The organism is Allobosea sp. GW821-FHT09G06 (genome assembly GCF_059416005.1).
This window is the reverse complement of record NZ_JBWKOI010000001.1, coordinates 647,205-664,722: the sequence shown is the minus strand read 5'-3', so window position 1 is coordinate 664,722 and position 17,518 is coordinate 647,205. Positions and strand designations below refer to the sequence as shown.

Annotated in this window: 13 protein-coding genes; 7 read left to right on the top strand and 6 right to left on the bottom strand. The window is 66.3% G+C overall.

All coding sequences use genetic code 11. The features are described from left to right. The first annotated feature begins 99 nt into the window (after nucleotides 1–99). The 5 genes from AC07NY_RS03220 to AC07NY_RS03200 all read left to right on the top strand — a co-directional run bounded on the left by AC07NY_RS03220 (nucleotide 100) and on the right by AC07NY_RS03200 (nucleotide 5,913). Nucleotides 100–648 carry a cupin domain-containing protein gene (locus AC07NY_RS03220; RefSeq protein WP_492285423.1) on the top strand — a complete coding sequence of 183 codons (549 nt, stop codon included), beginning with the start codon at nucleotides 100–102 and terminating at the stop codon, nucleotides 646–648. A gap of 452 nt (nucleotides 649–1,100) precedes the next feature. After that, nucleotides 1,101–2,705 carry an ABC transporter substrate-binding protein gene (locus AC07NY_RS03215; RefSeq protein ID WP_494581769.1) on the top strand — a complete coding sequence of 535 codons (1,605 nt, stop codon included), beginning with the start codon at nucleotides 1,101–1,103 and terminating at the stop codon, nucleotides 2,703–2,705. Between the two features lie 10 nt (nucleotides 2,706–2,715). Next, the gene (locus tag AC07NY_RS03210; protein ID WP_494581767.1) at nucleotides 2,716–3,657 is read left to right on the top strand and encodes an ABC transporter permease; all 942 of its coding nucleotides are present in this window, start codon (nucleotides 2,716–2,718) and stop codon (nucleotides 3,655–3,657) included. Continuing rightward, nucleotides 3,654–4,526 (top strand): ABC transporter permease, encoded by an 873-nt coding sequence (locus AC07NY_RS03205; RefSeq protein ID WP_494581766.1) that lies wholly within the window; start codon nucleotides 3,654–3,656, stop codon nucleotides 4,524–4,526. Before AC07NY_RS03210 ends, AC07NY_RS03205 begins: the two co-directional genes overlap by 4 nt. A gap of 193 nt (nucleotides 4,527–4,719) precedes the next feature. Continuing rightward, entirely contained in the window at nucleotides 4,720–5,913 is a 1,194-nt protein-coding gene (locus AC07NY_RS03200; RefSeq protein WP_494581764.1) for an amidohydrolase family protein, read from the top strand. 232 nt (nucleotides 5,914–6,145) lie between these two features. On the opposite strand, the gene arcC is transcribed toward AC07NY_RS03200, so the two are convergent. The 6 genes from arcC to AC07NY_RS03170 all read right to left on the bottom strand — a co-directional run bounded on the left by arcC (nucleotide 6,146) and on the right by AC07NY_RS03170 (nucleotide 14,032). Beyond that, complete coding sequence (gene arcC, locus AC07NY_RS03195) at nucleotides 6,146–7,129, bottom strand: carbamate kinase (protein WP_492285428.1); 984 nt, start codon at nucleotides 7,127–7,129, stop codon at nucleotides 6,146–6,148. Between the two features lie 98 nt (nucleotides 7,130–7,227). Then, nucleotides 7,228–8,658 carry a YlbE family protein gene (locus AC07NY_RS03190; protein WP_494581762.1) on the bottom strand — a complete coding sequence of 477 codons (1,431 nt, stop codon included), beginning with the start codon at nucleotides 8,656–8,658 and terminating at the stop codon, nucleotides 7,228–7,230. Between the two features lie 2 nt (nucleotides 8,659–8,660). Continuing rightward, nucleotides 8,661–10,205 carry an acyl-CoA synthetase FdrA gene (gene fdrA, locus AC07NY_RS03185; protein WP_494581760.1) on the bottom strand — a complete coding sequence of 515 codons (1,545 nt, stop codon included), beginning with the start codon at nucleotides 10,203–10,205 and terminating at the stop codon, nucleotides 8,661–8,663. Beyond that, nucleotides 10,183–11,085, bottom strand: a complete 903-nt coding sequence (locus tag AC07NY_RS03180; protein ID WP_494581758.1) for an oxamate carbamoyltransferase subunit AllH family protein — start codon at nucleotides 11,083–11,085, stop codon at nucleotides 10,183–10,185. The genes fdrA and AC07NY_RS03180 overlap by 23 nt, the downstream gene beginning before the upstream one ends. A 39-nt stretch (nucleotides 11,086–11,124) precedes the next feature. Further along, a complete protein-coding gene (locus AC07NY_RS03175) occupies nucleotides 11,125–12,357 on the bottom strand; it encodes an ankyrin repeat domain-containing protein (protein ID WP_494581756.1) in 1,233 nt (410 codons plus the stop codon). 109 nt (nucleotides 12,358–12,466) lie between these two features. After that, nucleotides 12,467–14,032 (bottom strand): SulP family inorganic anion transporter, encoded by a 1,566-nt coding sequence (locus AC07NY_RS03170; protein ID WP_494581754.1) that lies wholly within the window; start codon nucleotides 14,030–14,032, stop codon nucleotides 12,467–12,469. A 210-nt stretch (nucleotides 14,033–14,242) separates the two neighbouring features. On the opposite strand from AC07NY_RS03170, the gene AC07NY_RS03165 reads away from it, so the two are divergent. Together AC07NY_RS03165 and AC07NY_RS03160 are read left to right on the top strand one after the other, a co-directional pair. Beyond that, a complete protein-coding gene (locus AC07NY_RS03165; RefSeq protein WP_494581752.1) occupies nucleotides 14,243–15,928 on the top strand; it encodes a PucR family transcriptional regulator in 1,686 nt (561 codons plus the stop codon). A gap of 408 nt (nucleotides 15,929–16,336) precedes the next feature. Next, the gene (locus AC07NY_RS03160) at nucleotides 16,337–17,428 is read left to right on the top strand and encodes a LacI family DNA-binding transcriptional regulator (RefSeq protein ID WP_494581750.1); all 1,092 of its coding nucleotides are present in this window, start codon (nucleotides 16,337–16,339) and stop codon (nucleotides 17,426–17,428) included. Nucleotides 17,429–17,518: the final 90 nt, after the last annotated feature.

Sequence of the window (17,518 nt, the reverse complement as noted above, 5' to 3'; positions counted from 1 at the left end):
CAGCGCAACAAGTCTGTTTCAGTGTCGCTTTAATCCCTTGAAAAATATGGACTGATCTGGGTAACGTTCAAGATTCAGAACAGCAGGAACAGGCCGGCGATGCATATCGATGTCGGAGCCCGTCTCAGATATGTCCGGATGCAGCGGGGCCTGTCTCAGCGCGCGCTCGCCAAGCAGGCCGGCGTGACCAATTCCTCGATCTCGCTGATCGAGGCGAACGAGGTGAACCCCTCGGTCGGCGTCCTCAAGCGCATCCTCGACGGCATCCCGATCAGCCTGTCGGAGTTCTTCGCCTTCGAGCCGGAGAAGCCGCGGCAGGTCTTCTACCAGGCCGAAGAGCTGGTCGAGATCGGCAAGGGCGGCATCTCCTTCCGCCAGGTCGGCGAGAACCTGTTCGGCCGCGCCCTCCAGATCATCAAGGAGCGCTACGAGCCCGGCGCCGATACCGGCCGCGTGCTGCTGACCCATGAGGGCGAGGAAGGTGGCGTCGTGCTCGCCGGCCGGATCGAGCTCACCGTCGGCGAGGAGCGTCGCATCCTCGGCCCCGGCGACGCCTATTATTTCGAGAGCACCCGCCCGCACCGTTTCCGCTGCGTCGGCCCGGTCGCTTGCGAGATCGTCAGTGCCTGCACGCCGCCGACCTTCTAGCGTCCGCTAGTTTGACACGGACCCACGCCGTCATTCCGGGGCGGGCCGCAAGGCCCGAGCCCGGAACCCATGAACACTACAGTCGCTCATCAAGGCACCCGTTTGGCTGCGTTTCTCAATCACCGTCGTGTTCATGGCTTCCGGGCTCTTCGCTGACGCGAAGCCCCGGAATGACAGCGGAGCCACGACGAGGCCGAAGCGGCCAAACGCCCCCCGGGGCCCGGATTGCCATGCCTCCCCATTCAATTCCTGCATGATAATAATTGGATGATTTAATTTGAAAATCGGGGAGATCGCCTCATCATAAAACCCGAATAATATAACAATTCCGGGGCATAATACTCGACCTCCCTTGACGATGCCGATGCCGTCGACAGTGGATGCTGCCGGCGCGCGGTCCCACAGGCTTGGTCGAAACCAAATCAACTTCCCGGCAACATCAGGGATGAAACATGAATAGGCGCGATTTCCTCAAGATTGCCGCTCAGTCGGCCGTCTTTACGCAATTGACTCCGTTCTTCACTGCGCCAGCGCATGCGGCTGGCAAGAAGGAACTGCGCTATATTCCCGAAGCCGACCTGAACATTCTCGACCCCGTCTGGAGCACCTCGACCATCGTCCAGGTCTATGGCCATCTGGTCTTCGACACGCTCTACGGCTTCGACAAGGACTACAACGTCCATCCGCAGATGGCCGAGGGCCATGTCATCTCAGACGACAAGCTGCAATGGACGATCAAGCTGCGCGACGGGCTGCAATTCCATGACGGCACGCCGGTCCTGGCCAAGGATTGCGTCGCCAGCATCAACCGCTGGGGCAAGCGCGACTTCATGGGCGCGGCCCTGCTCGGCGTCGTCGACACGATGACCGCGGTCGATGACCGCACGCTCCAGTTCAAGCTGAAGAAGCCTTTCCCGCTGCTGCCGATGACGCTCGCCACCAGCGGCTCGAACATGCCGGCGATCATGCCGGAACGCATCGCCATGACCTCGCCGACCGAGCAGATCCGCGAGAGCATCGGCTCAGGCCCCTATCGCTTCGCCAAGGAGCAGTGGGTCTCCGGCTCCAAGGCCGTCTTCGAGAAATTTGCCGGCTACAAGCCACGCAGCGACTCCTTCGCACCGACCTACACGGCCGGTCCCAAGATCGCGCATTTCGAGAAGATCGTCTGGAACATCATCCCCGACGCCTCGACCGCCGCCGCCGCCCTCCAGGCCGGCGAGATCGACATGATCGAGATGGTCGGCGCGGACTTCCTGCCCGTGCTCAAGGCCGATCCCAATATCCGCCTGCTGCCGCGCACGACGCCGAATTTCGCGGTGATGCGCTTCAACCACCTGCAGCCGCCCTTCAACAACCCGGTGATCCGGCGGGCGCTGCTCAAGGCCTTCGACCAGCGTGCGATCATGTCCGGCACCTTCGGCGAGGAGAACAAGGAGTTCTGGCAATCCGGCGTCGGCTTCTTCAGCCCGGATTCGCCGATGACGACCACAATCGGCCTGGAGGCCTTCACCAGCCCGCGCGACGTCAAGAAGGCGGCCGAGGAGATCAAGGCCGCCGGCTATAACGGCGAGCGCGTCGTGGTGCTCGATCCCGTCGACTACCCCTGGACGCATCCCTGCACGCTGCTGGCCGCCGACACGCTGAAGAAGGTCGGCCTCAACGTCGACATCCAGGCCATGGACTGGGGCACGCTGATGCAGCGCCGCCTCAGCAAGGAGCCCGCGGACAAGGGCGGCTGGAACGTCTTCCTCACCGCTCTCTCCGGCATGAGCAACTTCAACCCAGTCGGCCATATCGGCCTGCGCGGCAACGGCAACGACGCCTGGGTCGGCTGGCCGACGGCGCCGCGACTCGAGGAGCTGCGCCAGCAATGGCTCGATGCGCCCGATGTCGCGACGCAGAAGAAGATCTGCGAGGAGATCCAGAAGCAGGCCCTGATCGACGTGCCCTATATCCCGCTCGGCGGCTTCGCCACCGTCAGCGGTTACCGGAGCAACGTGACGGATATCCAGCTCCAGCGGCCGCTCTTCTTCACGATGACCGCCAAGGGCTGAGACAGGGCCCATGCTCTCCCATATCGCGCGCCGGCTGCTCGCAGCGCTGCCGGTCATGGTCTTCGTCGCGCTGTTCGTCTTCGGCCTGCTCTATCTCGCGCCGGGTGATCCCGCCGCGATCATGGCCGGGGACCAGGCGACAGCGGCCGACATCGCCCGCATCCGCGTCGCCCTGAAGCTCGACGACCCGTTCCCGATCCGCTTCGGGAACTGGGTCTGGAACCTGCTGCGCGGCGATCTCGGGCTCTCGCTCTTCACCAACCAGCCGGTCGCAGCAATGATCGTGCAGCGCCTGGAACCGACCTATCTGCTGATGCTGATGACGCTCGTCGTCTCGGTGACACTGGCGCTGCCGATCGGCGTGATCGCCGCCTGGAAGCACAACACGGCGAGCGACCGCATGGTCATGGTCTTCGCCGTGCTGAGCTTCTCGGTGCCCTCCTTCGTCGTCGGCTACCTGCTCGCCTTCGTCTTCGGCCTGCAGCTGCGCTGGCTGCCGGTGCAGGGCTATGTGCCGATGTCCAACGGCCTCTGGCCGGCGGTCCGCAGCCTGATCCTGCCGGCGATCGCGCTCGGCAGCGTCTATATCGGCCTGCTCGCCCGCATCACCCGCGCCACCATGCTGGAGGTGCTGGCCCAGGACTACGTTCGCACCGCCCGCGCCAAGGGGGCCGAGGAGCGCAAGATCCTGTTCAAGCACGCGCTGAAGAACTGCTCGGTGCCGATCATCACCACCATCGGCAGCGGCGTCGCGCTGCTGATCGGCGGCGCCATCGTCACCGAGACCGTCTTCGCCATTCCCGGCCTCGGGCGGCTGACCGTCGATGCCATCCTGCGCCGCGACTACCCCGTCATCCAGGGCGTCATCCTGCTGTTCAGCTTCATGTACGTGCTCGTGAACCTGCTGGTCGACATGCTCTATACCGTCTTCGATCCGAGGATCCGCTATTGACCGCCATCACCTCCGACGTCGCGCCGCGCGGCGGCCGGCAGAGCCGGCTCGGGCAGCTCTTCCGCAACCCAAGCATCGCCTGCGGCGCCGCCGTGCTTGCCCTCCTGATCCTGATCGCCCTGCTCGCGCCCTGGCTCGGCACGCGTGACCCGACGGCGATCTCGGCTTTCGACCGCGCCAAGGTGCCCTCGGCCACGTTCTGGTTCGGCACCGACATGCTCGGCCGCGATCTCTACTCCCGCGTGCTCTACGGGACCCGCGTCTCGCTCATCGTCGGCTTTTCGGTCGCGATCGGTTCGACCATCCTCGGCGTGCTGATCGGCGTCTTCGCAGGCTTCCTGCCCCGCTTCGACGCCTTCGTCATGCGGGTCATGGACGGGCTGATGGCGATCCCCTCGATCCTGCTCGCCATCGCGCTGATCGCGCTCAACCGCGCCTCGATCTGGAACGTCATCCTGGCGGTCACCATCGCCGAGACGCCGCGCGTCGTGCGTCTCATCCGCGGCGTCGTGCTGTTCCTGCGCGAGGAGCCCTATGTCGAGGCAGCCCGCTCCTGCGGCGCCAGCGTTCCCTGGATCATCTTCCGCCACATCCTGCCCAACACCTTCGCGCCGATCGCGGTCCAGGCGACCTATATCTGCGCGGTCGCGATCCTGGCGGAGGCGGCGCTCTCCTTCATCGGTGCCGGCGTGCCGCCCTCGACCCCGTCCTGGGGCAACATCATGGCCGAGGGCCGGGCGCTCTGGCAGATCAAGCCCTACATCATCTTCTTCCCCGCGCTGTTCCTCTCGATCACCGTGCTCGCCATCAACATGCTCGGCGACGGCCTGCGCGATGCCCTCGATCCGCGCCTGCGCAAGCGGGTGTAAGTCCTGAACGCCTCCACGGGAGCCAAGCTCGGTACGCCCCACTCCCCGTGGACAACTCGCCCCGCCGTGCGACACCGGCGGGGCGCCTTTTATGCCGACGGTTGCGGCGGGCTGGTCCTATGATCCGGCCGGCCAAAACCGTCATCGACGTTGAGAAGCCGGCTTGGGCCGGTCTGGAAGAAGGAGATGCCTCGTGACTGATACCCTCTTGATCCGGAATGTCCGCCCCGCCGGCGGCGCGACGACGGACGTGCTGGTCCGTGACGGGCGCATCGCGGCGATCGGCGCCGGCGCAACCGGGGCGGACGTAACCTTCGATGCCGGCGGTCGCCTGATGATCCCCGGTCTCGTCGAGGCCCATACCCATCTCGACAAGAGCTTCTGGGGCATGGGCTGGCACAAGCACACCGCCGGCCCTGCCCTGATCGACAAGATCGAGACCGAGCGCCGCAACCGCCGCGAATTCGGCATCGACGCCGACCGCCAGTCCGGCCGGCTCGTCGCCCAGATGGTCAAGCTCGGCACCACCCATATCCGCAGCCATGTCGACGTCGACACGGAGGTCGGCCTGGCCGGCATCGAGGGCGTCATGGCCATGCGCGAGCGCCTCAAGGACGTGATCGATGTCGAGATCGTCGCTTTCGCGCAATCCGGCATGCTGATCCGGCCGGGCACGCTCGAGCTGCTCGACCAGGCAATGGCGATGGGTGCCGATGTCGTCGGCGGCCTCGATCCCTGCACGCTCGACCGCGACCCCAAGGGTCATCTCGACGCGATCTTCGGCCTCGCCGAAAAATACGGCCGCCCACTCGACATCCATCTGCATGAGCGTGGCGAGGTCGGCGCCTTCTCGATGGAGCTCATCATCGAGCGCACCCGCGCACTCGGCATGCAGGGCAAGGTCGCGATCAGCCACGCCTTCTGCCTGGGCATGCCCGATGCCGACTATGTCCGCCGCCTGATGGAGGACCTGGCCAAGGAGCGCATCGCACTGGTCACCACCGCACCGGCGTCCTCACCCGCCCCCTCGGTCATGGCCTGCCTCAAGGCCGGCGTGGTGATCAGCGGCGGCTCGGACGGCGTGCGCGACAGCTGGAATCCCTATGGCATGGGCGACATGCTGGAGCGGGCGACGCTGGTCGGCCTGCGCAACAATTTCCGCCGCGACGAGGAAATGGAGCTGGCGCTCGACGTCTGCACCTATCAGGGCGCCAAGACGATGGGCATCGCGGATTACGGCCTCGATGTCGGCTGCATCGCCGATCTCGTGATCCTGCCGGGTGAGACGATCTGCGAAGCCATCGTCGAGCGCCCGGCCGACCGCACCGTCGTCAAGCGCGGCAGGATCGTCGCGCGCCACGGCGAACTGACCCAGCCCATCGCCTGACGGCCAATCCCGTATCGTCAGCGCGTCGCGGAGCTTCAGGCTTCGCGGCGCCGTTTTCGTTTGCCGACCGGTAGATGGCCGGCAGCATGAAAAAGGGCCGCCGGTCGCCCGGCGGCCCGCTCCAGATCTTTTGCCCCGAGGCTGTTCCTTATCCTCGGAAACACACCGTCATCCCGGGCTTGCCCCGGGATGACGGCGAGGTTCCGAGAAACGCGACAAGCGTCGAAGAAATTCAAGCCGCCGCCGCGAAGGCCTCGTCGGAGACGATCTGCGTGCCGGCCTCGCCGCGGAGCGCCGCGACCGCATCCTCGATGCGCGCGATGATGCAGCGCCGGCCGCCGCCTTCGATGAACTGGACGGCCGCGTCGATCTTCGGCCCCATACTGCCGGGCGGGAAATGCCCCTCTTCATGCAGGCGCTTGATCTCGGACAGGCTGACGCGATCGAGGAAGCGCTGCTCCGGCTTGCCGAAATGCACGGCGACGCGCGGCACGGCGGTCAGGATGATCATGTCCGGGATGTCGAGCAGGTTCGCCATCTTGGCGGTGGTGCGGTCCTTGTCGATGACGGCCTCGACACCGCGGCTCTGGCCGTTGGGCTGGCGCACCACCGGCACGCCGCCGCCGCCGCCCGCGATCACGACCGCGCCCTTCTCCGCCAGCGCCTGCACGAGGTCGAAATCGACGATGTGCTGCGGCAGCGGCGAAGGCACGACATGGCGCCAGCCACGGCCGGAATCCTCCTTCATCAGCCAGCCCATCTCGGCGCTCAGCGCCTTGGCCTCCTCCTCCGTATAGAAATAGCCGATCGGCTTCGACGGGTTCTGGAAGGCCGGGTCGTTCGGGTCGACCTCGACCTGCGTCAGCACGCAGGTCACCTCGCGCGGATTGCCCTTGGCGCGCAGCGCGTTCTCCAACGCCTGCGTCAGGAGATAGGCGATGCCGCCCTGGCTATGGGCGACGCAGATGTCGAGCGGCATCGGCGCGACGCGATGGCGGGCAATGGCATGGCGCAGCAGCATCTTGCCGACGACCGGGCCGTTGCCATGGGTGATGATCAATTGCGAGCCGAGCTCCATCAATGGCAACAGGGCGGCGCCCGTCTCGGCGGCGAGCTGCCCCTGCTCCTCAGCCGTGCCGCGGATGCCCTCGGGATGGATGGCGTTGCCGCCGATGGCGATGATCAGGCGATCCGGAACGGCGTCGATCGAAGTCATGAATCCTCCTCCCACGCGCCGGCCGGCAGGTCGCAACGCATGTTGAAATTGTTCGTTGGTGCGGAACGCGGGCCGCGAGAGGCGGCCCGCGGCAGTCTTCAGCCCGCGACGCCTTCCTGGCGTGCGAAAGCCAGCAGAGCCTTCTCGAAAGCCTCCATCGGCGGATAGGTGATGCCGGCGCCGATCATGCCGATGCCGGCTTCCTTATGGGCGATGGCGGTGTTGATCACGGGCATGATGCCGGTCTGCAGCACCTTGCGCATGTCGATGCCGGTCGGCACGCCCTTGAAGTTGAGCAGGGGCACCGTGACGTTCGGGTTCTCGGCGGTGGTGATCTCGGCCATGCGGACCGAGAAGCCGATGGCCTCGTCGACCGTGCCGCCGACGAGCGGCACGATGGCCGGCGCCGCCGCCATGGCGAAGCCGCCGATGCCATAGGTCTCGGTGATGGCGCTGTCGCCGATATCGAGGCCGGAATCCTCCGGCTTGTAGCCGGCGAACATCGGGCCGATGACCTTCTGGGCCGGGCCGGTGAACCAGGTGAAACCCGGCACGCCGCTGATGCGGATGCCGAAATCGACGCCGTTGCGGCACATCGTCGTCAGGATGGTCGAATGTTCAACGTCATGGGCGGCGTCGAGCGCGCATTTGCACATCGCCATCCAGGTCGGGCCGGAGAAATAGTCGCTGCTGGCGACGAAATCGAAGACCTCGCGCTTCTGGGCCGTCGTGAACGAGGTCTCCAGGATGAAGGGCGCGAGCTTCTGGATCAGGATCGTCGTGCCGGCCACGTTGCGGTTATGGCACTCGTCGCCCATGTGCAGCGCCTGCGAGAGCAGCAGGCGCAGGTCGATTTCGCCGGCAATCTGCATCGCCTCGCGCAGGATCGGCCCGAGCACGTCGCGCATCCAGTTCAGCCGGGCGATGACGGTCTCATCATTGGCGCCCATGCGCAGGATCTTGGAGAGCTGCTCGCTGAGATTGGTGTAGGCGACGTTGCCATAGGTCTTGTTCTTGACGATGTGCATGAACATCGAGGCCGAGGTGACGCCCGCCATCGAGCCCACGCAGTTATGCTCGTGGCAGGGCGAGAAGGTGATCTCGCCAGAGGCCGCGAGCGCGGCCGCTTCCTCCAGGGTCTTGGCAAGCCCCTCGAAGACCAGCGCGCCGGTGACCGCGCCCTTCATCGGGCCGGACATCCGCTCCCAGGTGATCGGCGGGCCGGCATGCAGGATGGTCGTCTTGGTCATGCCGGGCACGACCTCCAGCGCCGGGCCGAAGCCGACCAGCACGGGCTGCGACTTCAGGATGCGCTCGACCGCCTCCTGGTTCGCCTTCTCGATGCGCGCCGCGATCTCGGGCCGCGCCAGGGCTTCGAGCGCGTCGATCAGTTCGGGCTTGCCGCCCGCCGGCGGGCGCCAGTCGAGGTGGACGGCGCTGCCGCCCTGCTTCTCGATATCGTCCTTGAACATTTCGAGGCCGATATTGATGACGCTGACCTTGCTGAACAGGTCGTTGATGCTGGACATGATCAGTTCTCCTTGGAGACGAAACCGCGCGCCAGCAGGCCGGCATTGGCGCAGCTGCTGGCGATGGTGACGCCGACTTCCGAAAGCTTGGCCATCTGCTCGGCGAGCGACTGGCTGTCGAGATCCGTGCCGAGGACATAGCCGAGGATCTCGAGATGGCGTCCCTCGGCCGCCGCGATCTGCTTGGCCTCGACGAGGGCGGGGATCATCACGCCGGCCGGGTCCTCATGGGCGCCGTAGCCGAGAATGAAATCGAGCACGATGACGCCGACCGAGGGGTCGCGCGCCTCCTGCACCAGCCGCGCGAGGCGCTGGGACGGGTCGATCATCGGATGCGGCCGGCCGCGGGTGAAATCGTCGTCGCCGAAATCGATGAAGGTATGCTCGATGCTGGTGGAGACGTCCTTCAGCTTGCGCGCCGGATCCTTGGCGATGTTGCTGTAGACATTGTCGTAGCTCTCCTTGGCGATCAGCATCATCTCCTCGCAGAGCGTGCCGCCGCAGAGAAGGGCGCGGATATAGCGCTGCTCGGGCTTCAGCTTGGCGCGGGTCTCGGCGATCAAGGGCAGGTTGAGCGCCCGCTTGTTGATCTCCTCCTCCTTCTTCCCGCCGAGGATGACGGCCTTCAGCGCGGCCTCCTTGGTGGTCTTGCCGAATTGCAGGCCGGCCTTAGTGACGGCCTCCTCCGAGCCGCCGAGCAGGCAGGCGACGACCGGCTTGCCGCAGGAAGCGGCCGCCGCCAGCACCTTGTCCTGCACCGACTTCGCCGGGGGCTTGGAGACCAGCACGATCACCTCGGTCGCCGGGTCGCGGGCGAGCGCGTTGATGCCGTCGATCATCATGATACCGCCGACCTTCTCGTTGAGGTCGCGGCCGCCGGTACCGATGATCTGGGTGATGCCGCCGCCGAAATCATGGATGCGGGCCGCGACCTCCTGGCTGCCGGTGCCGGAGGCGCCGACGATGCCGATATTGCCGGCGCGCACCGCATTGGCGAAGCACAGGCCGACGCCGCCGATATAGGCGGTGCCGCAATCCGGCCCCATCATCAGCAGGCCCTTGTCATGGGCGAGCGTCTTGAGGGCGACCTCGTCCTCGATCGAGACGTTGTCGCTGAACATCATGACATGCAGGCCGCTCTCCAGCGCGCGGCGCGCCTCGCGAGAGGCGAACTCGCCGGCAACCGCGATGATCGCGAGATTGGCGCCGGGCGCATGGGCGACGGCGGACTCGATCGTCGCGTAGTTCATCTTGCGGCCGGTCTCGTTGCCGCCCTTCTGCTTGAACAATTCGTCGATCTCGACCAGCGCCTGTTCGGCGATCTCGTCGGACGCCGAGCGCACCACGATCATCAGGTCACCGCTCTGGGCCTCCGCCGCTTCCGGCGTCAGCATGCCGACATTCTGCAGCACCTCCTTGTTCATGGCAGTGCCCATGCCGATCATCGCCTGGTCGACGCCGGCAACCGCATTGGCCCGCCCGGTCACCGACATCAGCGAGACCGAGTCGAAATAGGTGTTCCGCTTAATGGCGGTCTTGATGGCCATGATCCCAGTCTCCGTTGTCGATGAGCGACGCCAGCCCACGGATGACGCCGAAAGCGATCTCGGTCCCGGATGAGGAGCCGATCGCGAGAACCTGTGCGAGCGCCTGCGAGGAGGTCTCTGCTGTTGCGCTGCCGAGCGCGATGATGAGGCGCGCGACCCGCTCCCGGACCTCGCCGCGCGCCGCCTTGGCGATGGCGGCATAGGCGATCGGGTTGGTCGCGCTCTTGGCGAGCCGCGCGACGCCGCGGGCGAAACCATCGCTGTCGAGATCGCCCTGCCGCCTGCAGAGCGCGCGGGCCGCGAGCAGCCCGGTCAGGAAGTCGTCGCCCGAAGGCGTGAGCCCCGGCCCGAGGCCGAGCAACCGGCCGGCATGCGCCAGCGCCGCCTCCGTGTCGCCGCGCCCCAGCGCGAGCGCGAGCCCGTCCGCGCCTTCATGCAGCATCCGGGTCGTCAATCGCGCGACCTCGGTATCGGCCATGCCCTCGATGAAGCCGCCCGGCGTGCCGTTGCGCCAGATCGCCGCCTCGGCTTCCGCCAGGCGCCGGCGCAGCAGCCCGGTCGCGCAATGCGTCTCCGGCACAGGCGTGCGCCAGACGACCGCTCCCGCAACATTCACCATCGCCTTGCCGGCAATGGCGAGGCTGCCGCCTCCCGCCCGGACGCTGTCGCCCTGGCAGATGCCGATCGCGAGGAAATCATCGGCCGTGACGACCAGCGAATTCGGCCCGTCATCGAGATCGCCGGTGACGAGCGTGTGCAGTTCGCCATTGCTCAGGCAGGCGATGTTGACCGCCCGGTGGAAGGCGCTGTGGACCACGCCCGCGAAGGCCGCGCCGTTCACGCGTGCCAGGAAGGCGCCGTCGCCGGACCTTGCCTGCATGGTGACATGCGCGCGCATCGGGGCGGGCCCAGCCAGCATTCAGCTGGCGCGGACGGCCGGAGGCCGGCCTGATGCTGCGAGCTCGGCCTGTGCCTCGGCCTCGCGGCCGAGAAGCCGGAGCGACTGCGCCTTGTGCTGGCGATAGAGCGGGTTGCCGGGATCGGACGCGATCGCGATCTCGATCGCGCTGATCGCCTCCTCGTGCCGGCCGAGCGAGCGCAGGCTGTTGCCCTTGTGCAAGGCGAAGTCGTAGCGGCCGGGAGCGCGCGCGAGCAGTTCGTCCATCACCGCGACGGCAGCCTCGTGCCGGCCGAGTTCGCGTAGGTAATTCGACTTGTGATAGCGCAGGAACAGCGCCTGGGGCTGCTTCGCGATACCTGCATCGAAGGCCGCGAGCGCGGCTTCCGGCTGCTTCATCGCCCGCCAAGCATAGGCGATGTAGAAATGGAACTCGATCGCCTCGGGGCTCGCGGCGAGCACCGTCTCGAAGACGCGGATCGCCTCCTCGTTGCGCCCGAGCTCGTAGAGATAATAGCCCTTGTAGTAGCCGAGATCGGCATCGCCCGGATGCTGGGCCAGCGCGGCATCGATGATGGCGAGCGCCTCCTCGTAGCGCTCCGCCTTCTCGGCCCGCTTGGCCTGCCGGATCGCCGCTGCGCCCGGCCCGGATGCGGCGCCTTCGCCGCGGAATATCTTCAGCACGCGCTCCTGGCCGAGCGCATGCGCATGCTCCAGCGAGGACTTGCCGTCGCGATCCCTGAGATGCGGGTCCGCGCCCGCCTCGACCAGCGCCTCGACCACGTCGCCATAGAGCCGACCGCCATCGCCGAGGATCACGGCTTCGAGCAGGGCCGACCAGCCGAGATCATTGGCGCGATCCACCGGTATGCCGGCCGCCAGACAGACGCGCACCGTGCGCAAAAAGCCCTTCTCGCTCGACGGCAGCAGCGGCGTGCCGCCGAAGCGGTTGACGCTGTTCGGATCGGCGCCCGAGGCGATGGCGAGCTTCAGGATCTCGTTGAAGCCGTTCGCGCCCGCGCAGAGATAGGGCGAGAGCATGGTGATGTCGCGGGCATTGACGTCGCTGCCGGCCGCGATCAGGCGCCGCGCCAGCGGCAGGTTGTTCTTCTGGGTCGCCGCCATCAGCGCCGTGCGCCCGGTCTCGTCCTTGGCATCCACCTTGGCGCCCTCGGCGAGGAGGCGCTCGACGGCGGCCATGTCGCCCTTGTCGGCGGCGGCAATCAGGGGTGGGTTGGCGGACGGGGCGTTCATCGGGTCTTCCTGTCGATCGGTGGGGCGGCGCCCGTCCGGGCGCCGCGGAGGGCATGAAGGGCGGCGGAGAGGCGCGCCTGCCCTCAGCGGGCGGGCGCGCCCCGCCGGTTCATGCCTTGCTGGCCTGGGCGGCCGGCTTCATCTTGCCGGGGGAGATCGCACTGTCGGCCTCGCGCAGGTTGAGGTAGTGCTTGAGCACGAAGACGCCGGCAATCATGCAGTATGCATAGACGAGCGGCATCGCGTGCGGCTGGGCGAAGCCGACGGTCGGCGCGTGGATCACGCCGAACAGTGTCAGGAAGCCGCCGACCAGCGCCGCGATCGCGCCCCGCATCGGCTTGTCGGTGATCGCGAAGATCGTGATGCAGCCCCAGGTCATGCTGCTCAGCGGCGCGCCGTTCCCGAGATTGGACAGGCCCTGATAATAGACGCCCTTCTTGGCGAGCGCCTCGACGCCGACGGTCTTGGCGGCGGTGCCGGCGGCCGACAGCGTGTTATTGGTCAGCGTCAGCGCCCAGTTGGCGATCCACGGGAACATCGTGACGAAGATCACCGGCACTTCGTCGCGCGGCGACTCGCGCACCACCTGGTTGGCCGTGACGATGCCGATATAGACGAGGATCGGAACCACCGCGACCATCGGGATCAGCGCCAGCAGGAAGGCGCCCAGCCCGAACAGCGAGACCAGGAACATGGTCAGGCCGGTGAAGAAGGTGTAGCCGGTGCCGGCGCCGATCGATTTCCAGCCGGCATGGCCGATATAGACGGTGACCGGGAACGGGTTGCCGAAGAAGGCGCCGAGCGTCGAGGACAGGCCATTGGCCATCATCACCTGGCGGGTCGGGTAGGGATCGCCGGCGGCATGCGCGCTCTCGATGTTCTCGAGGTCGAACACGTAGTTGGCGAGGCCGAGCGGCACGGCCGAGGCAAGATAGGGCAGCGCATGCGGCAGGCCCTGCATGAAGCTCGAGATGTGCAGCGTCGGCGGGTTGAAGCCGAAGGTCGACAGCGAGTTCTTGATCTCGGCCGGGCTCTGCAGGCCGAATATCCAGGCCAGCGCCGTGCCGGCCGCGAGCAGCAGGAAGCCGGTCGGAACCTTCGGGAAGAGCGGCTTCTTGCCGAACCAGTTCAGGAAGATCAGGGCCAGCACCACGAAGGCGACGGTGGGCGTCTCGAACGACTGCAGCATCGGGTTCATCGCCAGCAGCAGCAGGCCGAGGCCGGCAAGGCAGGACAAAAGCACCGTGCGCGGGATCGTCTTGCGGATGGTCTCGCCCAGGAAGGAGCCGCCGACCAGGATCATCGCCTCGACGAAGCACCAGACCAGCGCGATCTGCAGCGCGAACTCGGCATCCTTGGTCTGCAGATAGACCGGCAGGATGACGAGGAAGGTCACCGTGAAGATCGACGGCGCACTCGGGCCGGAGGGCAGCGCGGTCACGTCGGCGCGGCCGGTTTCCTTGACGAGCTTGTAGGCGAAATAGGTGTACCAGAGGCTCGCGGCGAAGACGGCGAGGCCGAAGGCCGGGGCGATCCGGCCGTAGACCATCTCCTTGGGGAAGCCGACGACGAAGAGCAGCAGGCCGATCATCGTGAGCAGATTGGTCAGGTTGTTGGCCAGCAGGCCGAAATACCCGCCCCAGTCGCCCTTTCGCCAGATAAACGATCTATCCATCGATTGTCCCCATCCTCTCGGGCGCGCTCCAGCTGCGCGATCCCCGCCGTCGAACGATCTTCTTTTGAGGGGAGCCTAGTGAGCCGGCGACAGGCGAACCATTGCCAAGCCGCCTAAATTGACCGGCCTTGTTTTATCCAGGATGGACAAAAATCGAACCGTTCTAACCGGGTTTGGCTTGCGGTACCCGCCATTCACGCATAGATCGGCATGGCGGAGTGGTCGCTGGCGCGGCAGGAATGGCAGGCGCGGGCCACCCTGGGAGCCCGGACCATGGCCCATCAGCTCAAGATCTCCGAACTGCTGCAATTCGCGCCGTTCAGGCAGGCCCGCCTGATCTGCGGAGAAGAGGGCCTGTCCAACCCCGTCCGGGGCGTCAATGTCATCGAGGCGCCCGATGTCACCGACTGGGTACAGCCTGGCGACGTCCTCCTTACCAATTTCTATTCGCTCGACCGCCTGCGCCCGCTCGACGCCTTCATCGAGAAGGTCGCGGCCCGCAAGCTCAGTGCCTTGATCGTCAAGACCGGGCTCTTCGTGCAGGAGGTCCCGGAGGAGATCGTCGAGGCGGCGCGCAGGCACCGCCTGCCCGTCATCGAGATCCCCCGCAGCGTGCTCTACCGGACGATCGTCCTGTGCATTTCCGAGCATCTCCTCAGCGAACGCCTCGGCGTGCTCGAACGCTTCAAGGAGATCAGCGACCATTTCCTCAGCGCCTCGCTGGCGAACCAGGGCGCCTTCCGCATCCTGAAATCGCTGGAGACCTTCATCGGAAATCCGGTCGGGCTCTATGACGAGAAGCTGCAATGCCTCGCCGGCACCACCGGCAGCTCGGTGAGCCTCACCCCGCCCGAGGGGCATCAGGAAGGCGCGCCCTACTACATCCAGACCATCACCGCCCCCGAGGCCGACGACCGCATCTGCAACCGCTACGTCTTCTCGGTCCGCGTCGGTGACGAGGTCAGGCTCTATCTCACCGTGCTCGAACTGAACGGCGAGCTGGAGGATGTCCAGTCCATCGCCATCGAGAGCGCCATCAACGCGCTGGCGCTGGATTTCCTCAGGCAGCAAGCCGTGATCGAGGTCGAGAAGCAGTTCCGCTTCGATCTGATCGGTGACCTGCTTGGCGGCAGCGCCCTGCCCTCCAGCGAACTGCATCGCCGCGCCGGCCTGATCCAGTGGGACCTGAAGCGCAGGCACGCCGTCGTCGTGCTCGGGCTCAAGGCTTCCCAGAAGCAGCCCGTCCCCGGTCCAGGCGACGGCAAGAAGCTGGAGCGGCTGGCGCAGCTTCTCACCGACCTCATCGACAACGCCCATGCCCAGGTCAGGGGCGGCCATGTCGTGCTGTTCTGGCCGGCCGGCGAAGGCCGCGAATGGCGTACGCAGCTCGAACGCCGCTTCGCCGAACTGAACGCGCTCTGGTCACGCGACGAGGAACGCGCCGTCCTGCATGCTGGGATCGGTGAGATCGCGGCCGAGATCGAAAGCCTGCCACGGAGCTACCGGCAGGCGCTCGACGCCCTCAATATCGGGATCCGGGCGCGGTTCGCGAAGCAGATCGTCGCCTTTCACGAGCTCGGCATCTACCGCATGCTCTGCCGGCTCGCGCCGCAGCACGAGCTCCGGGAGATGGTCCCACCCTCGTTGCAAAAGCTGGTCTCGGTCAGGACACGGGCGCGCGCCGATCTCGTCGAGACGCTGGAGGCCTATATCGCCTGCAACGGCAATGCTCTCGAAACCTCGCGACGCCTCGACGTCCACCCGAAGACGGTCCTGTACCGGCTCGACAAGATCAGGTCGGAAGCAGGCATCGATCTCGACGATGCAGACGCGATGCTGATGGTCCAGATCGGCCTCAAGATCCTGAAAATGGAGGATGCGGCGGACGCCGCCTAGAGCCGGCAATTCCTTCTCCCCACGCCCGAAAACTTGGAAATCCCTGCGATTGACCCGCTTCCATATTCCCCGGATGCTCAAATCCATCGGAGCGATCCGGTCGCGGGATTTGTCGGAGCAGCTTGCGCCGCGTCAACAACGCTAAAAGCACCACGGTCTATCGTGGGCTCCCGACAAGGAGACACGGGCGTGGTCTATGGTCTGATCATCAATAGCCTGCTGCGGCTATCAGCCTTCCTGCGCTGGACGCGAACCGGCTGAGGCAGCTCGCCCTGCGACATCTCTGGCCATATCCGAGCGGCGAGCCGCAGCGAAGTATCTCGATACGGCCACCGCAGCCAGCCCGTCTTGCAGCACTCCTCCTACCCTGTTAAACGTTTTTCTGTAAAACGTTTAACAGGATAGGCAATGGTCACGGCCCGCGTCACGATCCGGGAGGTCGCCGCCCGCGCGGGCGTATCGATCGCGACCGTCTCGAACGTGTTCAGCGGCAACAAGCCGGTGAATGCCGAGCTGCGCGAGCGCGTGCTGAAGGCAGCCGAAGAGCTCGCCTATCAGGTCGATCGCGCGGCATCGCAACTCCGCTCGGGCCAGGCCCGCGTCGTCGGCGTGCTCGTGCCCGATCTCGACGACGTCTTCTTCACCTCGCTGGTCTCGCAGCTGGAGGTGCTCGCCCAGAAAGACGGCTACGACATCCTCGTCGCCAGCTCCCGCGACGATCTCGGGCTGGAACAATCGCGATTGCGAACCCTGCTCGCCTGGCGCCCATCGGGACTGATCGCGGTGCCCTGCTCCGACACCGTTCCTGAAGCGCTACGCAGCGAGATCGGCCGCCTGCCCATCGTCTTCGCCGATCGCGTGCCGCCCGAAGGCTCAGTTGTCGACACCGTCGCGATCGACAACCGCGAAGCCGGCGAGATCGCCGCCCGGCATCTCATCGCAAGAGGCCATCGCGATATCCTGCTTGCCGCCTCCAGCCTCGCCATCTCGCCGATCCGCGAGCGCGTCCGCGGCGCCAGCGCGTTGATCCGGACCATGCTCGACCGCGAGCCGACCGTGATCGAACTCGGCTCCAACGCGGATCGCGGCGCAGCGGCCTTCCTGCATTGGCTCGAACGGCACCAGCCGCCCAGCGCCGTGATCGCACTGACCAATGTCACGACGCTCGGCACGCTCTCGGCGCTCGCCCGGATGCGGATCGACATCCCCGATCCCGTCTCGGTCGTCGGCTTCGACGATTATCCCTGGATGAGCGCCCGCAAGACCGGCCTCACCGCGATCCGCCAGCCGATCGCGGAGATCGCCGAGACCGCCTGGGTGCGCCTGCGCGCCCGCATGGCCGGCGACCGGACGCCCCCCACCCATTCCGTATTGCAGGCAAGCTTGCAGGTCCGCGATTCCGTGCGCGACCGCGCCGTTGCGGCCGAAAGCAACGACCGCGATCCCGATCCTCATCCGAACCCGGAAAGGCCGGCCGCTTCGCCCAAGGCGGTGCACTGACGAAGACAACCTGCGGGCGCCCAAGCGCCCGAGCCACCGGGCCAGCAGAGCCCGGAGGAAAGAAACTCTGGAGGACGATGTGCAGCTTCG

Excerpts from the sequence above, each read along its gene's own strand:
- AC07NY_RS03220 (WP_492285423.1), top strand. The coding sequence starts at position 100 with ATGCATATCGATGTCGGAGCCCGTCTCAGATATGTCCGGATGCAGCGG.
- AC07NY_RS03215 (WP_494581769.1), top strand. The coding sequence starts at position 1,101 with ATGAATAGGCGCGATTTCCTCAAGATTGCCGCTCAGTCGGCCGTCTTT.
- AC07NY_RS03210 (WP_494581767.1), top strand. The coding sequence starts at position 2,716 with ATGCTCTCCCATATCGCGCGCCGGCTGCTCGCAGCGCTGCCGGTCATG.
- arcC (WP_492285428.1), bottom strand. The coding sequence starts at position 7,129 with ATGACTTCGATCGACGCCGTTCCGGATCGCCTGATCATCGCCATCGGC.
- AC07NY_RS03190 (WP_494581762.1), bottom strand. The coding sequence starts at position 8,658 with ATGTCCAGCATCAACGACCTGTTCAGCAAGGTCAGCGTCATCAATATC.
- fdrA (WP_494581760.1), bottom strand. The coding sequence starts at position 10,205 with ATGGCCATCAAGACCGCCATTAAGCGGAACACCTATTTCGACTCGGTC.
- AC07NY_RS03180 (WP_494581758.1), bottom strand. The coding sequence starts at position 11,085 with ATGCAGGCAAGGTCCGGCGACGGCGCCTTCCTGGCACGCGTGAACGGC.
- AC07NY_RS03175 (WP_494581756.1), bottom strand. The coding sequence starts at position 12,357 with ATGAACGCCCCGTCCGCCAACCCACCCCTGATTGCCGCCGCCGACAAG.
- AC07NY_RS03170 (WP_494581754.1), bottom strand. The coding sequence starts at position 14,032 with ATGGATAGATCGTTTATCTGGCGAAAGGGCGACTGGGGCGGGTATTTC.
- AC07NY_RS03165 (WP_494581752.1), top strand. The coding sequence starts at position 14,243 with ATGGCGGAGTGGTCGCTGGCGCGGCAGGAATGGCAGGCGCGGGCCACC.
- AC07NY_RS03160 (WP_494581750.1), top strand. The coding sequence starts at position 16,337 with ATGGTCACGGCCCGCGTCACGATCCGGGAGGTCGCCGCCCGCGCGGGC.